Origin of the sequence: Streptococcus iniae, from assembly GCF_030732225.1 — a bacterium.
GTDB lineage: Bacteria > Bacillota > Bacilli > Lactobacillales > Streptococcaceae > Streptococcus > Streptococcus iniae.
In genome coordinates, this window is record NZ_CP132230.1 from 265,477 (window position 1) to 287,991 (window position 22,515).

Sequence of the window (22,515 nt, forward strand, 5' to 3'; positions counted from 1 at the left end):
AGGAGGTAGAATGATGCACAAAAATGAAGGTAAATTATTAGCTAGTGTTGGGATAAGTAAAATAGGCAATGTGATGTATGATTACGGAAATAGTACATGGCTTGCTGGTCTTGGTATACTTGGACAAAAATACATTGGTTATTATCAATTAGCTGAAAATGTGATCTCACTTCTTTTAAATCCAATTGGAGGAGCAGTTGCTGATCGCTTTAAAAGACGAAAAATATTATTGGTAACAGATTTGATAGCTTCTATCATGTGTCTAACTCTAGGTCTATTTGGGACAAAAGACATAATGCTTTGGGGGCTTATTGTAGTCAATGGCGTTTTGGCTGTGTTACATGCCTTTTCAGGGACTTCTTTTCGGTCCTATGTGGCAAATTTAGTTGAAGAAGATAGATTAGTTGCATTTAATGCTCATCTAGAAATGCTGTCACAAATTGTCAGTGTATCATCACCAATTTTAGCCTTTTTGTTTGTTGACAGATTTGGTTTAAAACCAACATTGATTAGTGATGGCATCAGTTTTATGGTATCATTTTTGATTTTATTGTCGCTAAAAGCACCGGAAGGACATGTTACAGAAAATAAACAAAGAGTAACTGTCAAAGAAATTTTTATGGATATTATTGAAGGCCTTAAATTTGTTAGCACTGAAAAAGAGATTTTCTTTCTCTTGATTATAGCTTCTCTAGTGAATTTTTTTATAGCGGCCTATAACTACCTGATTCCTTTTACCAATCAATTGTTTTCAAATCAGTCAAGTTATGCCAGTCTTCTAACAGCTGGTGCTTTGGGGGCCATCTTAGGAGCATTTCTTTCAAGTAAGGTATTTAAAAACACTTACAAAAGTCTCTTGCTCTCTCTTGCTTTAAGTGGATTGGGTCTTACCTTACTAACTGTGTTTGCAACTCTAGGTCTTCCTATAATAGTCATTCTTTTAGGGAACCTCATATTTTCTCTTTTTCTAACAATATTTAATATTCACTTTTTCACCTTGGTTTCTAAAAAAGTACCAGCAGAGTTGCTTGGTAGAGTATTTAGTTCAATCTACACGGTTGCAATAGTATTTATGCCATTAGGAACGTTTTTAATGACAGTATTGCCATCATCCGTTGATAGAAGGTCGTTTTTAGTTATTGGTTTAGCCATAACAGTACTGTCAGCTTTTGCTTATTCTTATGCTGTCAAAAATTTCAAATAGAAACTGGGCATTTTCTTATCTTATGCATTGAGTCAAATGCTTTAAGGTGGTAAAATGAAGTTGAAAAAAGAGTTTCTAATGAGTCCTGTTTACCAGATGATTGTAAAGGTTGTTAATCATATGAGGAGAAAAAAATGAATAAAATGAAGCATCTCATTGCCCTTTTGGCAACACTGTTGGCTGTATTTTTAGTGACTAAGGGATTGGATTCTAGCAGTACCAATAAGGTTTCTACAAAACCTAACACGGCATCAATAAGTAAAATAGGTGCCGTTACAAGGGAGAAAGAGCTTGTTAAAACAGAAAATAAGACAGTAAAAACCTTAGTAAAGGCCTACAAGGATAGTGATGAAGCATTTATCAATCAGATTTTGGACTATCCTGATTCACAAATAGTGATTGCAAACCCAGACGGAGGAAGTGGTTTTTTCACAAATATAATTCCAGACTTTGTTGGTGTTGGTGCCGTCATATCACATAAAGACGGAAAGCGAGTGTCAGTTGATACAAGAAGTCCTGACGCAGCAACCGTTGGAGAAATCAAAGCAGCCCTAAGGCAAGCCAAAATGAATAAAACAGAGATAAACTAGCATAAAAACAGAGAAAAAGCCTTTTTAAAAAAAAGGCTCAGAGTGAAGACAAAGTCCTTGTCTTCACTCTTTTTGATGTTTTTCAAAAGTGGCTCGGACGTAAGCGACTTCCTTCGGAATTCCATTACTCATTTTTTAGCCCTGGTCTAAAAAATTCCGTCGTGGCTTTTCTAATTCGGAATAAGCCACTCATGCCACCGGGAAAAACATCACAATCGTCATTAAAAGTGAGAGATTTTCTCTTCTTGGGAGTATAATAATAGAAAAAATAATTGTGAGGTGCTCTCTATGTTTCACAAAGAAAATCCTAATTTCAATCGCAATCAAGTCGGTTTTTATACCCTAGATGAGTTAGTTCCAGAAGATCATCTGCTTCGTCAAATTGACCAAGCTATTGATTTCTCTTTTATTTATGACTTAGTGACAGATAGTTATTGTCTTGATAATGGGCGTCCTAGTTCAGATCCAGTGATGTTAGTTAAACTCCCTATTATCCAATGTCTCTTTGGTATTCGTTCTATGAGACAAACCATTAAAGAGATAGAAGTGAATGTGGCTTACCGCTGGTTTCTTGGATTGACATTGGAAGATAAGGTCCCTCATTTTACGACTTACGGCAAGAACTACAGTCGTCGTTTTCAAGATAAACAAGTGATTGAAGCCATCTTTTCTCATATATTAGGGCTATGCCTTAATGCTGGGCTGATTGATCCGACTGAAATTTTTGTGGATGGCACTCATATCAAGGCAGCTGCCAACAGTCACAAATATAGCAATCAGAAAGTTGATAGACAAGCTAAGTTTATGAGTGACCAATTGGAGCTGGAAATTGCTAGGGACAGGGAGAAACATGAAAAAAAGTCGCTAGGGCTCGCCAAAGAAAAAGAGCCCATAAATAAGAAAGTTTCTACGACCGATCCTGAAAGTGGTTGGTATCATAAGGGAGAACATAAAGATGTCTTTGCTTACACAAGTCAAGTGGCATGCGATAAGAACGGTTGGGTCTTAGCCTATACTGTAGATGCAGGAAATACTCATGATAGTCAAGCATTTCCTGCACTTTGGAAGAAGATAAAAGAGTTCCGGCCAGACTTTATTATCGCTGATTCTGGCTACAAGACTCCTAGTATTGCCAAGTTACTCTTGGATAATGAAGTGAGACCTGTTTTCCCCTATACTAGGCCTCGTGGTAAGAAAGGCAATTTAAGACCAAATGATTTTATTTATGACTCCTATTATGAGTGTTATCTTTGTCCTGAACACCAAGTATTGTCTTATACAACAACAAATCGAGCTGGCTACAGAGAATATAAAAGTGCCCCCGAAATTTGTGTTTCTTGTCCCCTTCTAGGAATTTGTACTGACAGTAAGAATCACCAAAAGGTAGTGACCCGACATATCTGGAAAGACTACCTGGATATTTGTGAGGATATTCGGCATCAAAAAGGAATGAAGGAGCTCTATCAAAAACGTAAGGAAACGATTGAACGACTCTTTGGAACAGCAAAAGAATACCATAATTTACGTTATGCAAGAGAAAGAGGAAAGTCCAAAATGGAAGACAAGGTTGGACTGACTTTGGCATGTCTTAATATCAAAAAACTGGTGAAAATGATGGCTGGGAAGCCTTTTTATTTTGTCCAAATCTGACAATTTCCACCATATTTCGGCAATATACAAAAAAAGACAAACCTCAAAAATGAAGTTTGTCTACAATCTGAAAGCCTTTAATATAAGGCTTTTTTATGATGTTAAAGATGACTTATTGTCTTAAGACTGCTCGTTCTGCTAATTTTTGAATTTTAATGGTTGAGTTATTCTGGTAAATGACGCCATTGACTAAAGCACCATGGGCATATAAGGTAGGCATGATTCCATATTTGGGAGAAATCACCTGAACAGTCTCAGGAAAAATGGCGAGGCCACCTAATGGATCAATTTGACAAAGTTGTTGATTAAGGAGGGATTGGAGCAGAGGAGTTGCTCTGGTTTGGTTTTCTTTGGTAAGGTTGTAGCCCGTTGCATTGATGACCATATCAACCCTTTGTTCAGATGAGTCTTTGACTGTCAAAGAAAAACCAGAATCAGTAACATTGACTTCCTCAACATCCTCAACAATTGTAAGTCTCTTTGTTTTAGATGCCTCAAGGATTATCTGGGCAGATTCCTCTGGCATAGGATTTCGTAAATTAATAATAGCTTTCCCATAGATTTTTTGATACTCTTTTTGATCTGACGGTGTCATCAAAGGCCATAAATCGGTAAACCAGTCAGTAACTCTTGAAGCCAATTGTTGTAAGAAAAAAAGCTGACGTGGGAATTGAGATGCCAAAGCAATGCCCTGTGTTCCAGTTGCCAAGAATTGATTTTTTGTACTTTCCCAGTCCTTAAAACCAAGGTTTTGTAATTCACCAAGGAAAAGCTCTTCAAATTCTTCCATAGAAAAATGCTTAGTTTCTCGGTGTAATAGAGTTTGTAATTTTTCTTGAGTGAAAAACTGCCAGGGAATCGGCTGATTGTCAATAACCCGTGAGCTTGGAAAGGCATTGGACCGTGAAAAGGCTATGAGAGAGGTTTTAGTATTAGTAATCAGCCATTTAAGCACATCAACAGCAGCTAGTCCAGTTCCTATCACAGCGATTCTTTTGGAATTCCAATTCATTTGAGCTAATTTTTGAATAGGGTAAGGATCAGAAATATAATTGGCATTTCCATCTAATTGGTATGGATCACTAGTAGAGAGTTGCCCACAAGCAAGATGGAGTTCATCAAAAAGGGTTGGAAAAACTTCATTTTTAATAGTGATTTGCCATTGTTTTGTTTTTGAAAGGTAGTGCAAATCATTGATGCTCTCTTTAATTGTCCTAACAGGCAACTTATGAATAAAATCATCAGCTCTTTCGGATAAGTATTTGCCATAAAGAGACCTAGAAACATAGTTTTTCTCGGTGTCATAGCCATTCTCAGCGAGCCATTTAATGAAATCTTCCATGTCACGATAATCAAAAGAAATGTCATTAATAGGAGAATTAATCAAAGCAGACTTATGGTCGCTTTGAAAGGGAATTCCTCGACCAAAATGTTTGGCATCATCAAAACAGTAGAGCTCGATATTAGCTAAATCATCTGACTTAACACGGGAAAAAGCTAATAAAACAGCTAAACCGCTGACACCCATTCCCACAATAGCAATTTTTTTCGTCACAAGTTACATCCTCCATTTCATAACTATAATAGCATAAATCAGAGCCAAAACATGACAAAGAACACAGTATTCCTATATTGCCTATTTGACAGAGTTCATATAGTGATGTAACTGCTTTTGATTGTTTAAAATGATTGTTTTATGAGGATATCTTGCAATGACTGTTTTATATTTCCTTAAACGAGGTGTCGTACGACCATCGAACAGAATCCATTTCATAAATTCAAAATCAAACTTTTCAATACAATCTTCAGCCATATCAGGACGTGTTTGTCCCCGGTAGTTGAGATAGCGCTTAAAAGCTCGGTAGAAACAGGTAAATCTATTGAAGTTAAAATAGATAATACAATCAGCCTCTTTCATTCGCTCTTCATAGAGACAATTGGAATAATTACCTTCAATAATCCAATGATCTTGCTGCATAACTGTTGAAATATCAAGGGCCATGTCATTAACCGTTCGTTCTTGCCAGTTTGCTGCAAAATGAACTTTATCTAAATGAAGCACCTTACAATTGACGTGTTGACCTAAAAAATTTGCTAAAGTCGATTTCCCAGAACCACTATGTCCAATTATTACAATTTTCACTCTTTATCTCCTAACACATTAATCACTACCATAGTATACCACGGTTACTGAAAAGGCAACACTTTTCTGTACAACATTTATAAAGTGTTTTTCTAGGCAATTAATCTTTTAGTCATTGGTGTTTGGTAGTTGAGACTACCATGAATGCGGTGGTAATTCCACCAATGAACATAGTCTTTAGTCTTAAGAACTAGTTCTTCCAGCGATTGAAAGGTTTCTTGATCAACAAATTCAATTTTGAAAGCACGATACGTACTTTCAGCTACGGCATTGTCATAAGGACAACCAGCCTGACTAAGCGAACGTGTGATTCCAAAGGCTTCCAATATTTCATCAATTAACTGATTATCAAACTCTTTGCCACGATCTGAATGGAACATCTTGACTTTGGTCAGGGCGTAAGGGATGCTTTGTATGGCTTGCTTAACGAGTTCAGCGGTCTTGTGCCAACCAAGAGACAGGCCGATGATTTCACGGTTGTATAGGTCAATGATGAGGCAAACATAAGCCCAACGATTGCCTACACGAACATAGGTTAAGTCAGTGACTAAGGCTTGTAGTGGTCTTTCTTGCTTAAACTGCCTGTCTAAGTGGTTGGGAATAGGGGCTTCATTCTTGCCTCTAGAATGTGGTTTGAAGGTGGCTTTCTGATAAACAGAAACCAAATTGAGTCGCTTCATAATGCGTCGAATCCGACGCCGTGAAAGTGTGATACCTTCGTTATTCAAGCATATTTTGATTTTTCTGGATCCGTATCTGGACTCGCTCTCGAGGAAAATTCTTTTAATAGTTTCTTCAAACTCCGTTTCAGATACTGACTCCACGGCTTGATAGTAATAACTTGAGCGTGGCATATTCAGCCAGCGACACATCTTTGAAATGCTGTATTTAGCCTTATTAGCAGTGATTATTTCCCTTTTTGTGCCATAATCACTGCCGCTTGCTTTAGGATATCTAATTGCATTTCGAGTTCTTTATTGTGTTTCCTGAGTTCAATTAGCTCCCGCTGTTCATCTGTCAGATTATCAACAGACTTGAATGAACCAGTTGTTTTGGCTTGTCTAACCCACTTATCGAAGGTGGAAGGGGTTAGCTCGTATTCCTTGATGAGGCTGCTACGCTTTCTACCAGCATTGTAAAGGTCCACAATTTGTTGCTTAAAATCATCGGTGAAGTGACGACGTACTTTTCTAGACATGGTTTTTCTCCCGTTTTTCTTAAGTGTAGAACACTTTATAATTTCTGTCTAGTTTAGTGTAACCTATTCATACTATGATAATTACTTGCTGAGTGTTATGGAATACATTAAAGGAGTTAAAGTTAGTTTTAAAAAGATTATAGTTACATTATAGATGTTTGGTGCAGAAAGGAGTATAATAAATGGTATAGATGAGCTGGCTTTCTCTTTTATTAGATTAGGCAAGGTTGATGAAGTGATGTGTCATATGGTTACATGGGTTAGAGAAGAGGAGAATATGCGAACTATATTAAGATTTTTAGTTATTATAAGTATTTCTGGAATAATATTATTTGTGATAGGGAATGTGTACAATTTATCTTTGAAAAAAAACTTAATTCTTATTTTTTGGAGCTTTTTGTTTGAGTTACAAGTCTTTATTTTTACATGCAAACAAACTAAGGAGATACTTACAAGACAAGAATGGTTTAAACAAATTGTTTTATTTTTTAAGAGTACTATTATGGTACCTGTATTAATTATTCTTATTATTGTGAAAGAAATTTTGATACTGTCAATAATTTTGTGTAAACACGAGAGTAGAGTTTTTGAATATTAGTCAAATAAGCTATCAAGTGTGTCAAAACATACTCCGAATCCTTTATGAATACGAGCTCCGAACTTAATGTTATAGTCTTCGAAAATACTTACAAGGCATCGTTCTAAGGCTTCTTCATTTGGAAAAACCACCCTCTTCTTGCTTTGTCGCTTGATTTCTTTATTGAGTGATTCAATCAAGTTTGTAGAGTAAATACTAGACCAAATGTGATGTGGAAATTGATAGAAAGTTAGGAGATTTTCAGTTGTTTCAAGTGATGTCATAACCTTTTTGTAACGAGGTTTCCACTCAGAAACAAATTGTTCCAATAATTTAATAGCCTCCTGTAAATTTGTGGCACGATAAATCTGCTTGAACTGATTTAGAATAGGTGCCCTATCTACTCGTTTGACCTTACTGGAGATATTGCGACCAATGTGAACCAGACACCGTTGCTGTTTAGCCATTGGATAGGCTTGTTGGATGATTTGATCCACACCGTTAAGCCCGTCTGTAACAACTAGAGAAACTTGCTTAAGTCCTTGATTTTGTAGCCTCTTAAGAAGATCTGACCAAGAGACATTATTTTCATTAGGGGCAATCTCATAGCCAAGAACTGATTTATACCCTTCAGGCGTGATACCAAGTGCAATGTGAATACATTCTTTACTGACCGTACCTCGTCGCAAGGGTAAGTAAGTTCCGTCTAGATACAAGACTGAGTAGTTAGTTTGAAAGGAACGCTCATGAAAGGCAGTGACACTTTCTTGAGTCACTTTTGTGATATTTGACACCGTTGCTGGACTGTAGTGGTGACCATACATGCGCTCAATAATGTCACTGATTTCGCGTGTCGTAACGCCAGTTTGATAGAGTTTAATCACCATCTCTTCCAAGGATACTGTCAATAATTTTGTGTAAACACAAGAGTAGAGTTTTTGAATATTAGTCAAATAAGCTATCAAGTGTGTCAAAACATACTCCGAATCCTTTATGAATACGAGCTCCGAACTTAATGTTATAGTCTTCGAAAATACTTACAAGGCATCGTTCTAAGGCTTCTTCATTTGGAAAAACCACCCTCTTCTTGCTTTGTCGCTTGATTTCTTTATTGAGTGATTCAATCAAGTTTGTAGAGTAAATACTAGACCAAATGTGATGTGGAAATTGATAGAAAGTTAGGAGATTTTCAGTTGTTTCAAGTGATGTCATAACCTTTTTGTAACGAGGTTTCCACTCAGAAACAAATTGTTCCAATAATTTAATAGCCTCCTGTAAATTTGTGGCACGATAAATCTGCTTGAACTGATTTAGAATAGGTGCCCTATCTACTCGTTTGACCTTACTGGAGATATTGCGACCAATGTGAACCAGACACCGTTGCTGTTTAGCCATTGGATAGGCTTGTTGGATGATTTGATCCACACCGTTAAGCCCGTCTGTAACAACTAGAGAAACTTGCTTAAGTCCTTGATTTTGTAGCCTCTTAAGAAGATCTGACCAAGAGACATTATTTTCATTAGGGGCAATCTCATAGCCAAGAACTGATTTATACCCTTCAGGCGTGATACCAAGTGCAATGTGAATACATTCTTTACTGACCGTACCTCGTCGCAAGGGTAAGTAAGTTCCGTCTAGATACAAGACTGAGTAGTTAGTTTGAAAGGAACGCTCATGAAAGGCAGTGACACTTTCTTGAGTCACTTTTGTGATATTTGACACCGTTGCTGGACTGTAGTGGTGACCATACATGCGCTCAATAATGTCACTGATTTCGCGTGTCGTAACGCCAGTTTGATAGAGTTTAATCACCATCTCTTCCAAGTGGTCATCTCGTCTAGCATAAGATGGTAATAAAACTGGTGAAAACTCGCCGTTTCGATCTCTTGGAATGATTAAATTGACTAAGCCATACTTCGTTTCAAACTGTCGAGAGTAGGTCCCATTACGGCTATTACCTGTATTGTAACCTTCTTTTTTATATGGCTCATATCCAAGGAAAGCTGATAGTTCAACCTGCAAGAGATCATTCATAGCTATTTCTAAAGAGGATCGAAAGAATTCATCAATATCTTGTTTTTGCGCTAGGAAGTTAAGTAATTCTGTGGTAAACTGAGTCATGGGAATAAATCTCTTTCTAGTGAAGTGTCGTAACTCTACTATACAGGATTTATTCCTTTTTTGTGTTTACACAAGATATTTTACACTACCCGTCTAGCATAAGATGGTAATAAAACTGGTGAAAACTCGCCGTTTCGATCTCTTGGAATGATTAAATTGACTAAGCCATACTTCGTTTCAAACTGTCGAGAGTAGGTCCCATTACGGCTATTACCTGTATTGTAACCTTCTTTTTTATATGGCTCATATCCAAGGAAAGCTGATAGTTCAACCTGCAAGAGATCATTCATAGCTATTTCTAAAGAGGATCGAAAGAATTCATCAATATCTTGTTTTTGCGCTAGGAAGTTAAGTAATTCTGTGGTAAACTGAGTCATGGGAATAAATCTCTTTCTAGTGAAGTGTCGTAACTCTACTATACAGGATTTATTCCTTTTTTGTGTTTACACAAGATATTTTACACTACCTCGTTAATAGAGCAATAAAAATTAGTTACATCGAACTATAATAATTAAATATTAAAAAATATATCTAGAGAATTTAGAAAACCACTTAATCTTTCAGGTATATTTTTTTGAATTTTTTACAATTACATAAAAGGATTTTAAGGTCTAATTATGAGTTATAATTTAGTTATTTTTTTTATTTATACTAGACCTACTAAATAGGAGGTAATATTATGACTAACATCATTGAAACGAAGAATTTAACAAAACTTTATCGAAAACAGGCTGTTTTAACAAATGTATCAATAAATGTTGAAGAGGGTACTGTTTATGGTTTACTTGGACCAAATGGAGCAGGAAAGTCAACGTTACTAAAATTAATTACTAAAGTTATTCAGCCTAACTCTGGAGAAATTTTATTTGATGGAAATACATTAAGCGATAAGGAATTAAGGAAAATGGGAGCAATTATTGAAAATCCTGCGATCTATCCAAATCTAACGGCTACTGAAAATTTGGAAGTATTAACAACATTATTGGGTATTGATAAGTCAAAAATCGATGAAGTATTACGTATTGTTTCTCTTCAAGACACAGGAAATAAAAAGGTTAAGGAGTTCTCTTTAGGGATGAAACAAAGGCTTGGGATAGCGATGGCTTTAATTAATAACCCTAAACTTTTAATCCTTGATGAACCTACCAATGGTCTAGATCCAATAGGAATACAAGAGTTAAGAGAATTAATCAGAAAATTTGCGGATAGAGGAATAACAATCATTCTATCAAGTCATATTCTAAGTGAGGTTCAACAAGTTGCTGATAAAGTTGGAATAATCAATAAAGGTCGTCTTTGCTATGAAGGTCCAAATAATATGAGAGAGTCTCATTTGGAGGATTTGTTTATGGAAATAATAAAGAAGGAAGGGGTATGAGATGGTTAATGAAATCAAATCAGAAATTATTAAAGAAAAACGTTCAGCTAACTCCAAATTAATGGTTCTAGTACCTCCGATTTTTATTATTTTCAATATTATGATGGGTATGCTAATGGGTGAAAGCCCAGAAGGGAAAAGCTATTTAATGGCTACAGCTTTTAATTGGTATCCAATCATGGTTTTACCTATAATATTAAGTTTACTAGTCATCAATATTAATAATAAGGAGAAAAGATACCATTATATTCTGCAGCGTAGTTTAGGATTAAATGAACAAAAAATACTTATTGCAAAAAATTTAGTTGTCATAATGGAATTGTTTATTATTTTACTACTTTCCTCAATAGCAATTTTTATCTTTGGAACTTCTATTTTACAAGAAGAGATAAGTTTAAATAATATCAGTTTAGCGACTTTGGCCCTCTTTATAGGGAGTCTACCTGTAATTGGTCTATCATTCATTATTAATAGACTTGTTAGAAAGAAATTCTTTCTTCTCCTTATCAATTTTCTTTTAACTTTTCCGTCAGCAATACTAGCCGTAAAAAAAACATGGGTATTTTTTCCCTGGTCTTATAATTTACGTATTTTAACGCCAATAATAAAAGTTCATCCAAATGGAACATTTTTAGAAAAAGGGTCATCCTTTTTAGAAATGAATACCGTTTATATTGGTATAGCACTAAGCATAGGCGTTTATATTATGTCACTAGTAATTCTCCTTATCTTAAAAAGGAGTAAAACCTATGATTAAACTAATTTTTTCTCAATGGCTTAGAACAAAAAGAATGCCTATAAGATTTTTTTTATTAATTTGTCCAATTGCTTTTACATTAATTTTTTGTAGCTATTTATCAGTTGGAAACGCTCTTAAAGGAGTGGAAGTATTTTCATTTTTCGGCTTATTTATTATTGTAGCAACTTTTGCAATTAGTTTTTTTGTTCCGATGTTATATGATGCTGATAAAGATGCTTGTTATTATGCGAATGAATTAAGAGTTGGGGTAAATAGAAGATTAATATTTCTTAGTAAATTTTTTTTGATGTTATTATTTGTATTAATTATTGAAATTATGGCTATTTCTTTATTTATTACGTTTTTAATGACTTTTAGGTAGTGTAAAATATCTTGTGTAAACACAAAAAAGGAATAAATCCTGTATAGTAGAGTTACGACACTTCACTAGAAAGAGATTTATTCCCATGACTCAGTTTACCACAGAATTACTTAACTTCCTAGCGCAAAAACAAGATATTGATGAATTCTTTCGATCCTCTTTAGAAATAGCTATGAATGATCTCTTGCAGGTTGAACTATCAGCTTTCCTTGGATATGAGCCATATAAAAAAGAAGGTTACAATACAGGTAATAGCCGTAATGGGACCTACTCTCGACAGTTTGAAACGAAGTATGGCTTAGTCAATTTAATCATTCCAAGAGATCGAAACGGCGAGTTTTCACCAGTTTTATTACCATCTTATGCTAGACGAGATGACCACTTGGAAGAGATGGTGATTAAACTCTATCAAACTGGCGTTACGACACGCGAAATCAGTGACATTATTGAGCGCATGTATGGTCACCACTACAGTCCAGCAACGGTGTCAAATATCACAAAAGTGACTCAAGAAAGTGTCACTGCCTTTCATGAGCGTTCCTTTCAAACTAACTACTCAGTCTTGTATCTAGACGGAACTTACTTACCCTTGCGACGAGGTACGGTCAGTAAAGAATGTATTCACATTGCACTTGGTATCACGCCTGAAGGGTATAAATCAGTTCTTGGCTATGAGATTGCCCCTAATGAAAATAATGTCTCTTGGTCAGATCTTCTTAAGAGGCTACAAAATCAAGGACTTAAGCAAGTTTCTCTAGTTGTTACAGACGGGCTTAACGGTGTGGATCAAATCATCCAACAAGCCTATCCAATGGCTAAACAGCAACGGTGTCTGGTTCACATTGGTCGCAATATCTCCAGTAAGGTCAAACGAGTAGATAGGGCACCTATTCTAAATCAGTTCAAGCAGATTTATCGTGCCACAAATTTACAGGAGGCTATTAAATTATTGGAACAATTTGTTTCTGAGTGGAAACCTCGTTACAAAAAGGTTATGACATCACTTGAAACAACTGAAAATCTCCTAACTTTCTATCAATTTCCACATCACATTTGGTCTAGTATTTACTCTACAAACTTGATTGAATCACTCAATAAAGAAATCAAGCGACAAAGCAAGAAGAGGGTGGTTTTTCCAAATGAAGAAGCCTTAGAACGATGCCTTGTAAGTATTTTCGAAGACTATAACATTAAGTTCGGAGCTCGTATTCATAAAGGATTCGGAGTATGTTTTGACACACTTGATAGCTTATTTGACTAATATTCAAAAACTCTACTCTTGTGTTTACACAAAATTATTGACAGTATCCCAATGATTGTTTGTTATCAGTTTATTACTTTAAAATATAATTATACAGGTAGTATATTGGTTGGCTGTTTTACTACTTTGGCTTCTATTTTACTAGGCACAACAGACTTAGGTATTATCATTTGGAAATATCTACCATTCGATTGGTCTATAAAATTAGTATTAGATTATGGAAAAGGTCAAAGTAGTACGGATGTAACAATGCTTTATTCATCATTGTCTATACTATTAACATTAGCTTTACTTTTTGTTACTACACAATGGTATAATAAATGGGAAGGTATCAATTATCTGGAGGAATGAGATGAAGATATTAGTAATTGACGATGATATGGATTTATTGAAAATGATCGATACAATACTATGTAAGAATTATCTCGTTGACAGCTTATTGATGCCTTGTAATATTGATCCAAACAAACTCAAAGACTATGATTTAATTATTTTAGATATTATGATGCCAGAAATTAGTGGCTTTGAATTTCTTAAAAAATACAGGGATATTATTGATTCACCTATACTATTATTAACTGCAAAAGATTTCGAAAAAGATAAAATTGAAGGCTTTGCGTTAGGTGCTGATGATTATATAACTAAACCATTCTCAATTAATGAACTTCGAGCAAGAGTTGAGGCCCATATTAGAAGAGAACGTCGAGAAAAACATGTTCGTATTGTTGACTCGATGGTCTCTTGCGATCTTCAATCTAGACAATTATTTTGTTTTGACAGTGAAGTTAACCTTACATCAAGTGAATATGCTATTTGTGAATTGCTACTTAAAAATAAAGGACAAGTTTTTTCAAAAGAAAAAATTTATATAAAACTATATGGTTATGATGGAAGCGGTGATAGCAATACATCCATAACTGAGAGAATTAAACTAATTAGAAAAAAATTTACAAGTTTGGGAATAAATCCAATAAAAACAATTTGGGGAGTAGGTTATAAGTGGGAAATAGAAAAGGTTTAAAATATTTAATTGCTAAGTTTGCTATTTATGAATTAGTTTACACATTCTTTATTATCGTAATAGCATATTTACTGCTTAACTTTCTCATGTATAATAACATTGTATACCCCGCAAATTATCCAGAAAAAAACGTTACCAAAATTGTGAAGAAATTTAAACAATCTAAATTAGAAGTTGATGATATACCATATTATTATGATTATACACTCATTGAAGATAAGAGAGTAATTGAGACAACCATCGATAAAAAGTTTAAAAATTTAGTGGAAACCGCTAAAAAAAATGGAGAATCAAGAACTGATGAAATTATAGGTAATAAAATTTTTAGATATTTTTCGACTGACAATAATGAACTCATTCTTAGTTATAGAGTAACAGTTATTCCTGCTTCAGCTAAGATATACCGTATCTTTGGAAATTTCGAATTATTTTACATATTTGTACTACTGATGATTTGGGGAATAGGTTTTATGATTATTATCAGTAGATCCTATAATATATTGCTTAAAGAAATAAAAAAGATTTCGTCCACTAACTTATACATCCAAGAGATGGAATTGGATTTTCCTAGAGAAAAATCTAAATACAAGGAAATAAGTAATGTTTTGGAAACCTTAGATAAACTAGCAAAGAGTTTAAAGGAATCATTACAAAATCAATGGGAGATGCAAGAAAGACAAAAGGATTTAATTGATTCTGTCACACATGATGTTCGTACCCCCATTACATTAATAAAAGGAAATATTGAACTTTTCAAAGAAGATATCCACTACAATTCTAATGAGTATATTCTTCAAGTAGAGAATGGCGTAAATAGACTTGAAAAATATATTGATAAATTAAGTCAATTTACAGATATAACTATCGCTGATAAAGAGAAGGTGGATTTTAGCGTACTGGAATATTGGATTTCATTACTCGATAATATTTGTACAACCTATAATAGACAACTGAATATTATCAACAAAGACATCAGTACAATTTATTTAGATAAAGAGGGTATGGCAGTCGTCTTACAAAACATTATTGTTAATGCAGTTGAGAATTCACAAGAAGGCTCCAAAATTACAGTCTCATTTTCTGATTTTGAAGACAGTTATACAATGACTGTTTCTGATGAAGGATATGGTTTTGATGATAATATTTTGACTAGTGCGACACAAAAATATGTAACGACAAAGAAGAATGATAGTGTTACAAATGGAGTTGGTTTATACACTGTGAAAACCATAGTTGAACAAAATAATGGTACTCTAAATATCAGCAATATTAATGATGAGATAAAGACAGGTGCTGTGATCAAAATTATTTTTAAAAAGTAAAAAGTTTAGAATAAATCTAATAAAATTGGCTAAGAATCTCGACTCTAAAACTTCAAATACTCAAAAACCACACAGTAATTTTGTCATCTTGAATATTTTCAAGACTGAAATCACTGTGTGGTTTTATTTGAAGCTACTTTTTGCCCAGCCTCTTTATGTATAGTATGATGCCCCCTACAGGGCTCGAACCTGTGACCCATAGATTAAGAGTCTACTGCTCTACCAACTGAGCTAAGGAGGCAAAAAAAGAAAGCTGTATTGGCACCGGTGGTTCACTGTTTGTATTGATCCCGCACAACATAAGCAGGTGGGTAACGCGCCTCTTCTTGAAGTTGCTTCCGCGTGTAACGGCTTGCAGACTAGAAGAGAACTTTGTTTCCCGAAAATACAAAGAAATAGTCGGTCAACACTTAAGTGTGAACTCGTATGCCACAGCAATTATCTTTGTCTATATGATACCACTTTTTGAATTTTTTTCAAGTCTTTTGGGGAATTTTTTGTAAACGTTTGCTCTATTGCAATCATTTTCAATGACCGGACAATTTGTCAATCCGTTCCTTATTTGCTCCCAAGGCTCTCTCGTATTTTCCGGTGTCGTTGGCTTCAAAATAGTGTCGGCCCAAAAGTTTTTCAGGCAAGTAATCTTGTTTAACCCACTTTTCGGGATAGGCGTGTGGGTAGAGATAAGTTTGTGAATTTCCTAATTCTTTACTTCCTGCATAATGCCCATCTCTTAGATGTCTTGGGATAGGTAGGTTTCCTGATGTTTTGAGATCACTGATTGCTGCATCCATAGCTGTATAAGCTGAATTAGACTTAGGCGATAAAGCTAAATCAATAACCACATTAGCAATCAATATCCTAGCCTCAGGAAAGCCAATTTTTTGCGCAGCTTCTAAAGCTGTCACGGTATGTATCTGAGCATCTGGATTGGCTAAGCCAATATCTTCATATGCGATAACCGTCAAACGTCTGGCTAAACTCGGTAAATCTCCCGCCTCCACCAAACGCGCCGCATAGTGAAGACTAGCATCCACATCTGAACCTCGAATAGACTTTTGCAAGGCAGACAGAACATCATAATGCCCGTCTCCATTTTTGTCCATGGTGATATAGCTGCGCTGTAAGGAGTTTTCCAAAGTGTCTAGGGTGAGATGTCTGATGCCATCAGCATTAGCCTTGGTAGACATTACAGCCAGATCAAGAGAATTATAGGCGGAACGTAAGTCTCCGTTAGTAGCAGTTGCAATAAAGTCCAAGGCTTGCTGGTCAAGTGTAATGTCAAAGGCAAAGCCTCTCTCCTTGTCTTTGATGGCTGCTTGTATGGCCTCTTTAACATCCTCATTAGACAAGGGCTCAAGTTCAAAAATTTGGACCCGACTACGAATAGCAGGAGTTACTGAAAAGAAGGGATTTTCGGTGGTAGCCCCAATCATGATGATATTGCCACTTTCTAAAAGTGGCAGTAAAAAATCTTGTTTGGTTTTATCAAGCCTGTGGATTTCATCTAGAAGTAAGACAAGACCACCAGAGAATTTAGCCTCCTCAGCAATTTCTTGTAATCTTTTTTTAGTGTCAACAGTGGCATTGAAAGTTCTAAAAGCGTATTTGGTGGTACCTGCAATAGCAGAGGCGATTGAGGTTTTGCCAATCCCTGGTGGGCCATATAAAATCATGGACGACAGCATGTTAGCTTCAACCATTCTGCGAATGATTTTCCCTTCCCCAACCAAGTGTTTTTGCCCAATAACTTCTGAAATGGTTCTGGGTCGCATGCGTAGGGCTAAATTATCAGGCATGTTTGTCTCCTTAGTCTTTATTTTTCTTAACAATAGTAATGAAATTGTCAATCAAGGTCATACCTTCGGGTGTCCCAATGCTTTCTGGGTGAAATTGTAGACCATAGACGGGTAAATAGTTGTGTTCAAAGGCCATAATTTCATGGTCATGTTTATCTTTTGCTGTAATGATAAAGTCTTCTGGTAATTGATCGACAACAATTGAGTGGTAGCGCATGACAGTCAGCTCTTTTGGGAGACCAAGGAAGAGGTCAGAATCGTGGGTGATGTCAACTTGACTTTGCTTCCCGTGCATAACATAAGTTGCCAAACGAAGGCTTCCTCCTAAAGTCTCGGCAATAGCCTGATGACCCAAGCAAATCCCTAAAATCGGCTTTTTATCAATATAATGTTGAATCAGGGCAGGCATCTGATTAGCGTCTTTGGGCCAACCGGGACCTGGCGAGAAGACTAAGGCATCAGCTTCGTGGGCTTTTTGCCATAGTTTTTCGTCTTGATTGTTTAGCACCAGAACCTGATCAAAAGCCATTAAATACTGAGCCAAATTATAGGTAAAGGAATCATAATTATCGATTAATAGTATCATATGCTAATTGAATTTCCTTCTATCAGTTTTTGGAAATGGTAAGTGGGTATAGGCCACGGACGCTATTGGTGCCATAAATAGCACTTGCTTTTTCGAGGTCTTCAATGGTTAAATCAGCTTCTTTAAGTTTACCTTGCTCAAGTAATTCTTGTCGGTGAATGCCTTTTATGATGGGTAGTGTGCCAACTGGTGTTAGCCACTCCCCATCAATATCCAAGATAAGATTGCCGATTGATGTTTCAAGGAGTTTTCCCTCTGGACTAACAAAGATTTGTTCAGAAGCTTGCGCTTTGAGATGGGGTCTATAGCTGGTCTTGAAGTTCGCAAAAGCAAAATTCTCGACGGGATAATCTTGTCTAACCACTTTTGCCTCTAAAAATTGAGGATCCAAAGGTGTTAACACTTGGTCTGACAGGCTAATATGACCATATAGATCAATAGCCACTGATAGTCGGTAGTCTCCTTGATCTTTTTGAACAAGGTAGTCAGCTAGGCGTTTTTCGAGTTCTTTTTGGTCAAAGGGATAGTCAAAATAAGCACAAGCCTCTTTTAGGCGCTTGATGTGCTTGTCATAAAAGTGAAGAGTTTGTTGGCTGAGTTTTGCTGTTGTTATGACAGTAAAAGCTTTTTTTTGTTTGTAGAGGACTGCTGATTTTTGCTTGATTTCTTCAAATTCATCTTGCCATTGACTTTCCCAGGTAATGCCACCGCCTACACCGTAAACAGCTCGGCGATCAAACAACTGAATGGTTCGAATGCCCACATTAAAAATACAGTCACCATTTGGCAAACAAATCCCGATATTGCCACAGTAAACGCCGCGTGGCTCTTTTTCGAGTCTGGTAATGATGTTCATGGTGGATACTTTAGGAGCGCCTGTGATAGAGCCACATGGGAAGAGGGCGTCAAAAATAGAAACTAGTCCCTTATCCTCAAGGAGTTGTCCTTCTATGGTTGAGGTCATTTGCCAGACGGTTGAGTATTGTTCTAATTGACAAAGTTTGGTCACTTGGACAGTTCCTGTTTGGCAGATTTTACCCATATCATTACGTAACAGGTCAACAATCATCATGTTTTCAGACCGGTTTTTAGGGTCCTGAATGAGCCAGTTGTATTGGGCTTTGTCAGCTTGCAAACTAGGCCCACGTTTTGTTGTTCCTTTCATTGGGCGCGTGATAATGGTCTTGTCCTCTTTTTTGAAGAAGAGCTCAGGGCTTGCTGAAATAATAGCCACTTGATCATGGGCCACATAGGCGTTGTAGCCAGCTCCTTGCTCAACTACCAGACGGTTATAGATAGCAAGACTCTCTTCAAATGGCAGCTCCTGCGTCAGTTGGGTTGTAAAATTAACCTGATAGGTATTGCCCTGTCTCATCTCATGGTGAATCTGCTCGATAGCCCTTTGGTATTCTTTTTCTTGGATAAGGCTAAGCCAGTTATTAGGAAGTTTGATGGACTCATAATCCCGTGGGATTGGGGTGTTTTGGCAAGCGTCATGGACGGTGAAATAGGCATAGTACTCTTGACCTAAGTTCTTTTGGTGGGTGCATAAGTTAGCATCAAAATAGCTAGCTGCCTCATAGCTGACATAACCCACTACATAATAGCCTTTTGCTTGATAGTCAGAGACGGATTGTAAAACCTGACCGACTTCAGAGATTTCTTTGGCTATTAATTCATATAGAGGTTGCTTAAAAATATAGCGACAACCTAATTCTTTAAAATCAATAATGGTTTGAATATGCATAGTTAGATTATATCATAAAAGAAGGTAGCCCAAGCGTTTTGAGGTAGAATGACGGTTGAAAAAAAGCCTAATAAAAGGCTTTTGTTTAATCTTGGTATTTCTTTTTAAAGACAGTAGGTAAAAGGGTTGATAGAGTGGTAACAATCAAGACTTGTCCTAGTAGAGTGGCTTTGTTTTCTTGTTCTCCTGCTTCTGGTAAAGTGGCTTGTTTGTCTGTCTTGTAAGAAGTTTGGGTTTTATAGTTCACAAAGACACTTACCTTTTCAGGGGTTCTTTCTTTTTGTAAGGTGAGGTCTTTATTGGTATCTGTTTTTAGACTTGTTTGTGCTGCTTGTACGGTTTTAGGCGCAGTATGTAGATGGAATAAATGGGCATCTTCAAAGATTTGTCCCATTTGAAGCAGTAATCTGTCGTTATTAGCTTTGCTATTAAACAAAATCCCTAATGGAAGTCCACTTGCTGTGAGGTGTGTTGGTAAAGAAAGTGACGGGGTTCCTGTCAAGTTGACTAGTTGTGTGAAAGGTGTTAAGGTCCAAGCTGGTAGCCATTGACGGTAAATTAAGTCCAGTTTTTCTTCTTTCGATAAATGTGACATATCACTTAATTGTGGGATTAAATCTGGGCTAATGTGCTGGTAGTTTGCTGCTGGTGCTGGGTAGGCTGTGGTAGGGGTTAAAAAGATAGGATAGTCTTTGTAGAAGTCGTCTAGTTGTTTGCTGAGTTGTGCAACGCCTTCCCATGCTTTAGCTAAGTCTTCTTTTGTAAGGTCCTTGCCTGTCTGATAAAGTGCCCATGATAAAAGTTCGACATCTTCTTTTTGAAGGGGTCTTTTGAGGGCTTGTTGTGCCATGAAATTGATGCTTGGCGCAGATGAGGCCGCGATGGTATAGTAGAGTTTCATCATGTCTTGCCCATTGATTGGGTAAGGAACTTCAATGGTTTTGAAACCTTTTTGATTTAAAAAAGCAACAGCGTTTTTAACAGCTAAGACAGCTTCGTCACTAATGGGAGTTCCAGCTGGTGTTTGTGTGGTGTAAGCAATTGGGATATCACGCGTTAATACTTGTGTGTTTTGTTGGGATTTTGCTTTTTCTTTGAGGAGGAATTGAAAGAGCTTTTCAGTGTCTTCCATGCTTTTTGTTAGGGCAAAGTGGCTGACGTTGCTTTTTTCAGAACTTGGATTGCCTTCAAGTATGCCACGGCTAGGGTGAAGCCCAATTAATCCGCTCCAAGAAGCAGGGATTCGAGTGGAGCCGCCACCATCAGATGCACTAGCTAAGCTGACTTGTCCAGAAGCTACTGCAGCTGCAGAACCGCCTGATGATCCTCCGGGGTTTTTATCAAGTTGCCAAGGGTTGTGAGTAATGCCGTAAAGGTCTGAGTTAGTGACATTAATCCAACCCATTTCAGGAAATGATGACTGACCAATAACTACAAAACCAGCTTCTTGGAGTTTTTTGACAAAGCCGCTGGTTGATTGGCTAGTTTTGCCGTCCAAGAAGGCTAGCCCATTAGTATTGCTGCCGCCCGAAATGCTATGACCAAGACCTTTAACAAGAATTGGCACCTTGTAAAACGGTTGACCAGAATCGGTCATTTGATGGCTTTCTTGACGAGCCATGTCTTCTCTTATCGAGATAACATTGTTGAGGTCAGGGTTGGTTTGTTTGATGGTTTCTAAAGCAAGATCTAACAATTGATCGCCAGTCACGCGGTTTTGGCGGGCCCATTCTGCCAGTTGACTGGCACTTGCTGTTTGGTAATCTTCAAGGGTAATTGGGGACAAAGCTTGAGCACTTGTTGCTGTGCTTAGGGGCATGTTGCCTGTAGAGGCCTTGCTTATGCTATCTGCATTAGTAGGTGTAGATGAAGCAGTGTTAAGAGGTGCTTGATCGGCAGAACTAGCAGTAGTAAGGCTTGAGGAAGTAAGCTGAGGGGCACTGCCGTTTGGTAAAAGCTCCTCAGCTTGTATGCTAGTTGTAGCTAATTGTGTGCTAGTAGCAAGCAGCGTCAAGGCAAGTAATACTTGTCTTGTTTTAGAAGGCAATAGTCTATCTTTAATCATTATCATATCTCCTATAATTGTCGTCACTCAATAGTTTAACATAATGAGAGCAAAGTGAAAGTAAAACGCTCTCATAAATGCTGAATCAAAAAAACTGTCATCAATGTCTAAGGAGCTATCACTGATTTAGGACAATAGTTATAACTATCGGTTCTTTTATGCTACAATAGAAGAACATTAAGAAAGAAAAAGGATTCAAAGTATGGCAAAATTTGGTTTTTTATCAGTATTAGAAGAAGAAATGGATAAGCACTTTCATTATGATTATGCAATGGATTGGGACAAAAAGAACCATGCGGTAGAGCTTACTTTTGTTTTGGAAGCTCAAAATAATCAGGCTGTTGAAACCATTGATGACCAGGGTCAAGTGACCAAAGAAGATATTGTCTTTGAAGACTATGTGCTCTTTTACAATCCTGAAAAATCAAAGGTTAATCCTGAAGACTATCTAGTTACCATTCCTTACGAACCTAAAAAAGGCTTATCACGTGAATTCTTAGCCTACTTTGCACATTTCCTAAATGATGTGGCTACAGAAGGGCTTTCTGATTTGATGGACTTTTTAGAAGACGATAGCAAAATCGATTTTGCTTTAGAATGGCATCAAGAAGTGTTCCAAGAAGGGCAAAAAGGATTGGTCGAAAAAGAATTTCATGGATACCCAAGGTATTAAAAGGGTTATCTACTCAAAAGGCTGGGCAAAGTCCGGTCTTTTTCTTATAATTTTTTGAG

General features: G+C 36.6%; 17 protein-coding genes, 1 tRNA gene, 1 other RNA gene and 3 pseudogenes. 10 read left to right on the forward strand and 12 right to left on the reverse strand.

Translation table 11 applies throughout. From position 1 onward, the window contains the following. Window positions 1-13: 13 nt before the first annotated feature. From Q9317_RS01480 to Q9317_RS01490, 3 genes and pseudogenes are all read left to right on the forward strand, one after another. A complete protein-coding gene (locus tag Q9317_RS01480; protein WP_016355790.1) occupies window positions 14-1,204 on the forward strand; it encodes an MFS transporter in 1,191 nt (396 codons plus the stop codon). Window positions 1,205-1,338: 134 nt separating this feature from the next. Next, window positions 1,339-1,794 (forward strand): hypothetical protein, encoded by a 456-nt coding sequence (locus tag Q9317_RS01485; protein WP_003099045.1) that lies wholly within the window; start codon window positions 1,339-1,341, stop codon window positions 1,792-1,794. Window positions 1,795-2,082: 288 nt separating this feature from the next. Continuing rightward, window positions 2,083-3,525, forward strand: a pseudogene (locus tag Q9317_RS01490) (IS1182 family transposase). A 31-nt stretch (window positions 3,526-3,556) separates the two neighbouring features. On the opposite strand, the gene Q9317_RS01495 reads toward Q9317_RS01490, so the two are convergent. The 6 genes and pseudogenes from Q9317_RS01495 to Q9317_RS01520 all read right to left on the reverse strand — a co-directional run. Then, the gene (locus Q9317_RS01495) at window positions 3,557-4,999 is read right to left on the reverse strand and encodes an FAD/NAD(P)-binding protein (protein ID WP_003099048.1); all 1,443 of its coding nucleotides are present in this window, start codon (window positions 4,997-4,999) and stop codon (window positions 3,557-3,559) included. An 81-nt stretch (window positions 5,000-5,080) separates the two neighbouring features. Beyond that, window positions 5,081-5,587, reverse strand: coding sequence for a DNA topology modulation protein (locus tag Q9317_RS01500; RefSeq protein WP_003099050.1), 507 nt, complete (start codon window positions 5,585-5,587; stop codon window positions 5,081-5,083). Window positions 5,588-5,679: 92 nt separating this feature from the next. Continuing rightward, a protein-coding gene (locus tag Q9317_RS01505; protein ID WP_089180042.1) for an IS3 family transposase occupies window positions 5,680-6,785 on the reverse strand; the annotation gives its coding sequence in 2 pieces (ribosomal slippage) (window positions 5,680-6,509 and window positions 6,509-6,785; 1,107 coding nt in all). A gap of 594 nt (window positions 6,786-7,379) precedes the next feature. Further along, window positions 7,380-8,258, reverse strand: a pseudogene (locus Q9317_RS01510) (IS256 family transposase); the annotation flags it as partial. Between the two features lie 49 nt (window positions 8,259-8,307). Beyond that, the gene (locus tag Q9317_RS01515; RefSeq protein ID WP_003099060.1) at window positions 8,308-9,483 is read right to left on the reverse strand and encodes an IS256 family transposase; all 1,176 of its coding nucleotides are present in this window, start codon (window positions 9,481-9,483) and stop codon (window positions 8,308-8,310) included. 89 nt (window positions 9,484-9,572) lie between these two features. Beyond that, a pseudogene (locus Q9317_RS01520) lies at window positions 9,573-9,860 on the reverse strand (transposase); the annotation flags it as partial. A 302-nt stretch (window positions 9,861-10,162) separates the two neighbouring features. Between Q9317_RS01520 and Q9317_RS01525 the strand changes: the two are divergent. The 6 genes from Q9317_RS01525 (at window position 10,163) to Q9317_RS01550 (ending at window position 15,586) form a co-directional block, all read left to right on the forward strand. Beyond that, window positions 10,163-10,861 (forward strand): lantibiotic protection ABC transporter ATP-binding subunit, encoded by a 699-nt coding sequence (locus tag Q9317_RS01525; RefSeq protein WP_003099057.1) that lies wholly within the window; start codon window positions 10,163-10,165, stop codon window positions 10,859-10,861. Between the two features lies 1 nt (window position 10,862). After that, window positions 10,863-11,618: a lantibiotic immunity ABC transporter MutE/EpiE family permease subunit gene (locus Q9317_RS01530; protein ID WP_003099058.1), complete on the forward strand. Its 756-nt coding sequence runs from the start codon at window positions 10,863-10,865 to the stop codon at window positions 11,616-11,618. Then, window positions 11,611-11,982 carry an ABC-2 family transporter permease gene (locus Q9317_RS01535; protein ID WP_231138922.1) on the forward strand — a complete coding sequence of 124 codons (372 nt, stop codon included), beginning with the start codon at window positions 11,611-11,613 and terminating at the stop codon, window positions 11,980-11,982. The genes Q9317_RS01530 and Q9317_RS01535 overlap by 8 nt, the downstream gene beginning before the upstream one ends. An 85-nt stretch (window positions 11,983-12,067) precedes the next feature. Further along, a complete protein-coding gene (locus Q9317_RS01540) occupies window positions 12,068-13,243 on the forward strand; it encodes an IS256 family transposase (protein ID WP_003099060.1) in 1,176 nt (391 codons plus the stop codon). A gap of 352 nt (window positions 13,244-13,595) precedes the next feature. Continuing rightward, a complete protein-coding gene (locus Q9317_RS01545) occupies window positions 13,596-14,264 on the forward strand; it encodes a response regulator transcription factor (RefSeq protein WP_003099063.1) in 669 nt (222 codons plus the stop codon). Further along, window positions 14,243-15,586 (forward strand): sensor histidine kinase, encoded by a 1,344-nt coding sequence (locus Q9317_RS01550; protein WP_016355796.1) that lies wholly within the window; start codon window positions 14,243-14,245, stop codon window positions 15,584-15,586. Before Q9317_RS01545 ends, Q9317_RS01550 begins: the two co-directional genes overlap by 22 nt. Window positions 15,587-15,754: 168 nt before the next feature. On the opposite strand, the gene Q9317_RS01555 is transcribed toward Q9317_RS01550, so the two are convergent. From Q9317_RS01555 to Q9317_RS01580, 6 genes are all read right to left on the reverse strand, one after another. Continuing rightward, a tRNA-Lys gene (locus Q9317_RS01555) sits at window positions 15,755-15,827 on the reverse strand. A gap of 5 nt (window positions 15,828-15,832) precedes the next feature. After that, window positions 15,833-16,027: non-coding RNA, 6S RNA (ssrS, locus tag Q9317_RS01560), on the reverse strand. Window positions 16,028-16,113: 86 nt separating this feature from the next. Continuing rightward, window positions 16,114-17,385, reverse strand: a complete 1,272-nt coding sequence (locus Q9317_RS01565; RefSeq protein ID WP_003100581.1) for a replication-associated recombination protein A — start codon at window positions 17,383-17,385, stop codon at window positions 16,114-16,116. A 10-nt stretch (window positions 17,386-17,395) separates the two neighbouring features. After that, window positions 17,396-17,971, reverse strand: coding sequence for an aminodeoxychorismate/anthranilate synthase component II (locus Q9317_RS01570; RefSeq protein ID WP_003100582.1), 576 nt, complete (start codon window positions 17,969-17,971; stop codon window positions 17,396-17,398). Between the two features lie 22 nt (window positions 17,972-17,993). Continuing rightward, window positions 17,994-19,718 carry an aminodeoxychorismate synthase component I gene (gene pabB, locus Q9317_RS01575; RefSeq protein WP_305981566.1) on the reverse strand — a complete coding sequence of 575 codons (1,725 nt, stop codon included), beginning with the start codon at window positions 19,716-19,718 and terminating at the stop codon, window positions 17,994-17,996. An 85-nt stretch (window positions 19,719-19,803) separates the two neighbouring features. Beyond that, window positions 19,804-21,783, reverse strand: a complete 1,980-nt coding sequence (locus Q9317_RS01580) for an amidase family protein (RefSeq protein ID WP_016355800.1) — start codon at window positions 21,781-21,783, stop codon at window positions 19,804-19,806. A 202-nt stretch (window positions 21,784-21,985) separates the two neighbouring features. Here Q9317_RS01580 and Q9317_RS01585 point away from each other — a divergent pair, with 202 nt between their 5' ends. After that, complete coding sequence (locus Q9317_RS01585) at window positions 21,986-22,456, forward strand: DUF3013 family protein (RefSeq protein ID WP_003100587.1); 471 nt, start codon at window positions 21,986-21,988, stop codon at window positions 22,454-22,456. Window positions 22,457-22,515: the final 59 nt, after the last annotated feature.

Coding starts and splice junctions, on each gene's coding strand:
- Q9317_RS01585 (WP_003100587.1), top strand. CDS start 21,986: ATGGCAAAATTTGGTTTTTTATCAGTATTAGAAGAAGAAATGGATAAG.
- Q9317_RS01525 (WP_003099057.1), top strand. CDS start 10,163: ATGACTAACATCATTGAAACGAAGAATTTAACAAAACTTTATCGAAAA.
- Q9317_RS01545 (WP_003099063.1), top strand. CDS start 13,596: ATGAAGATATTAGTAATTGACGATGATATGGATTTATTGAAAATGATC.
- Q9317_RS01485 (WP_003099045.1), top strand. CDS start 1,339: ATGAATAAAATGAAGCATCTCATTGCCCTTTTGGCAACACTGTTGGCT.
- Q9317_RS01535 (WP_231138922.1), top strand. CDS start 11,611: ATGATTAAACTAATTTTTTCTCAATGGCTTAGAACAAAAAGAATGCCT.
- Q9317_RS01540 (WP_003099060.1), top strand. CDS start 12,068: ATGACTCAGTTTACCACAGAATTACTTAACTTCCTAGCGCAAAAACAA.
- Q9317_RS01580 (WP_016355800.1), bottom strand. CDS start 21,783: ATGATTAAAGATAGACTATTGCCTTCTAAAACAAGACAAGTATTACTT.
- Q9317_RS01480 (WP_016355790.1), top strand. CDS start 14: ATGCACAAAAATGAAGGTAAATTATTAGCTAGTGTTGGGATAAGTAAA.
- Q9317_RS01570 (WP_003100582.1), bottom strand. CDS start 17,971: ATGATACTATTAATCGATAATTATGATTCCTTTACCTATAATTTGGCT.
- Q9317_RS01530 (WP_003099058.1), top strand. CDS start 10,863: ATGGTTAATGAAATCAAATCAGAAATTATTAAAGAAAAACGTTCAGCT.
- Q9317_RS01515 (WP_003099060.1), bottom strand. CDS start 9,483: ATGACTCAGTTTACCACAGAATTACTTAACTTCCTAGCGCAAAAACAA.
- pabB (WP_305981566.1), bottom strand. CDS start 19,718: ATGCATATTCAAACCATTATTGATTTTAAAGAATTAGGTTGTCGCTAT.
- Q9317_RS01565 (WP_003100581.1), bottom strand. CDS start 17,385: ATGCCTGATAATTTAGCCCTACGCATGCGACCCAGAACCATTTCAGAA.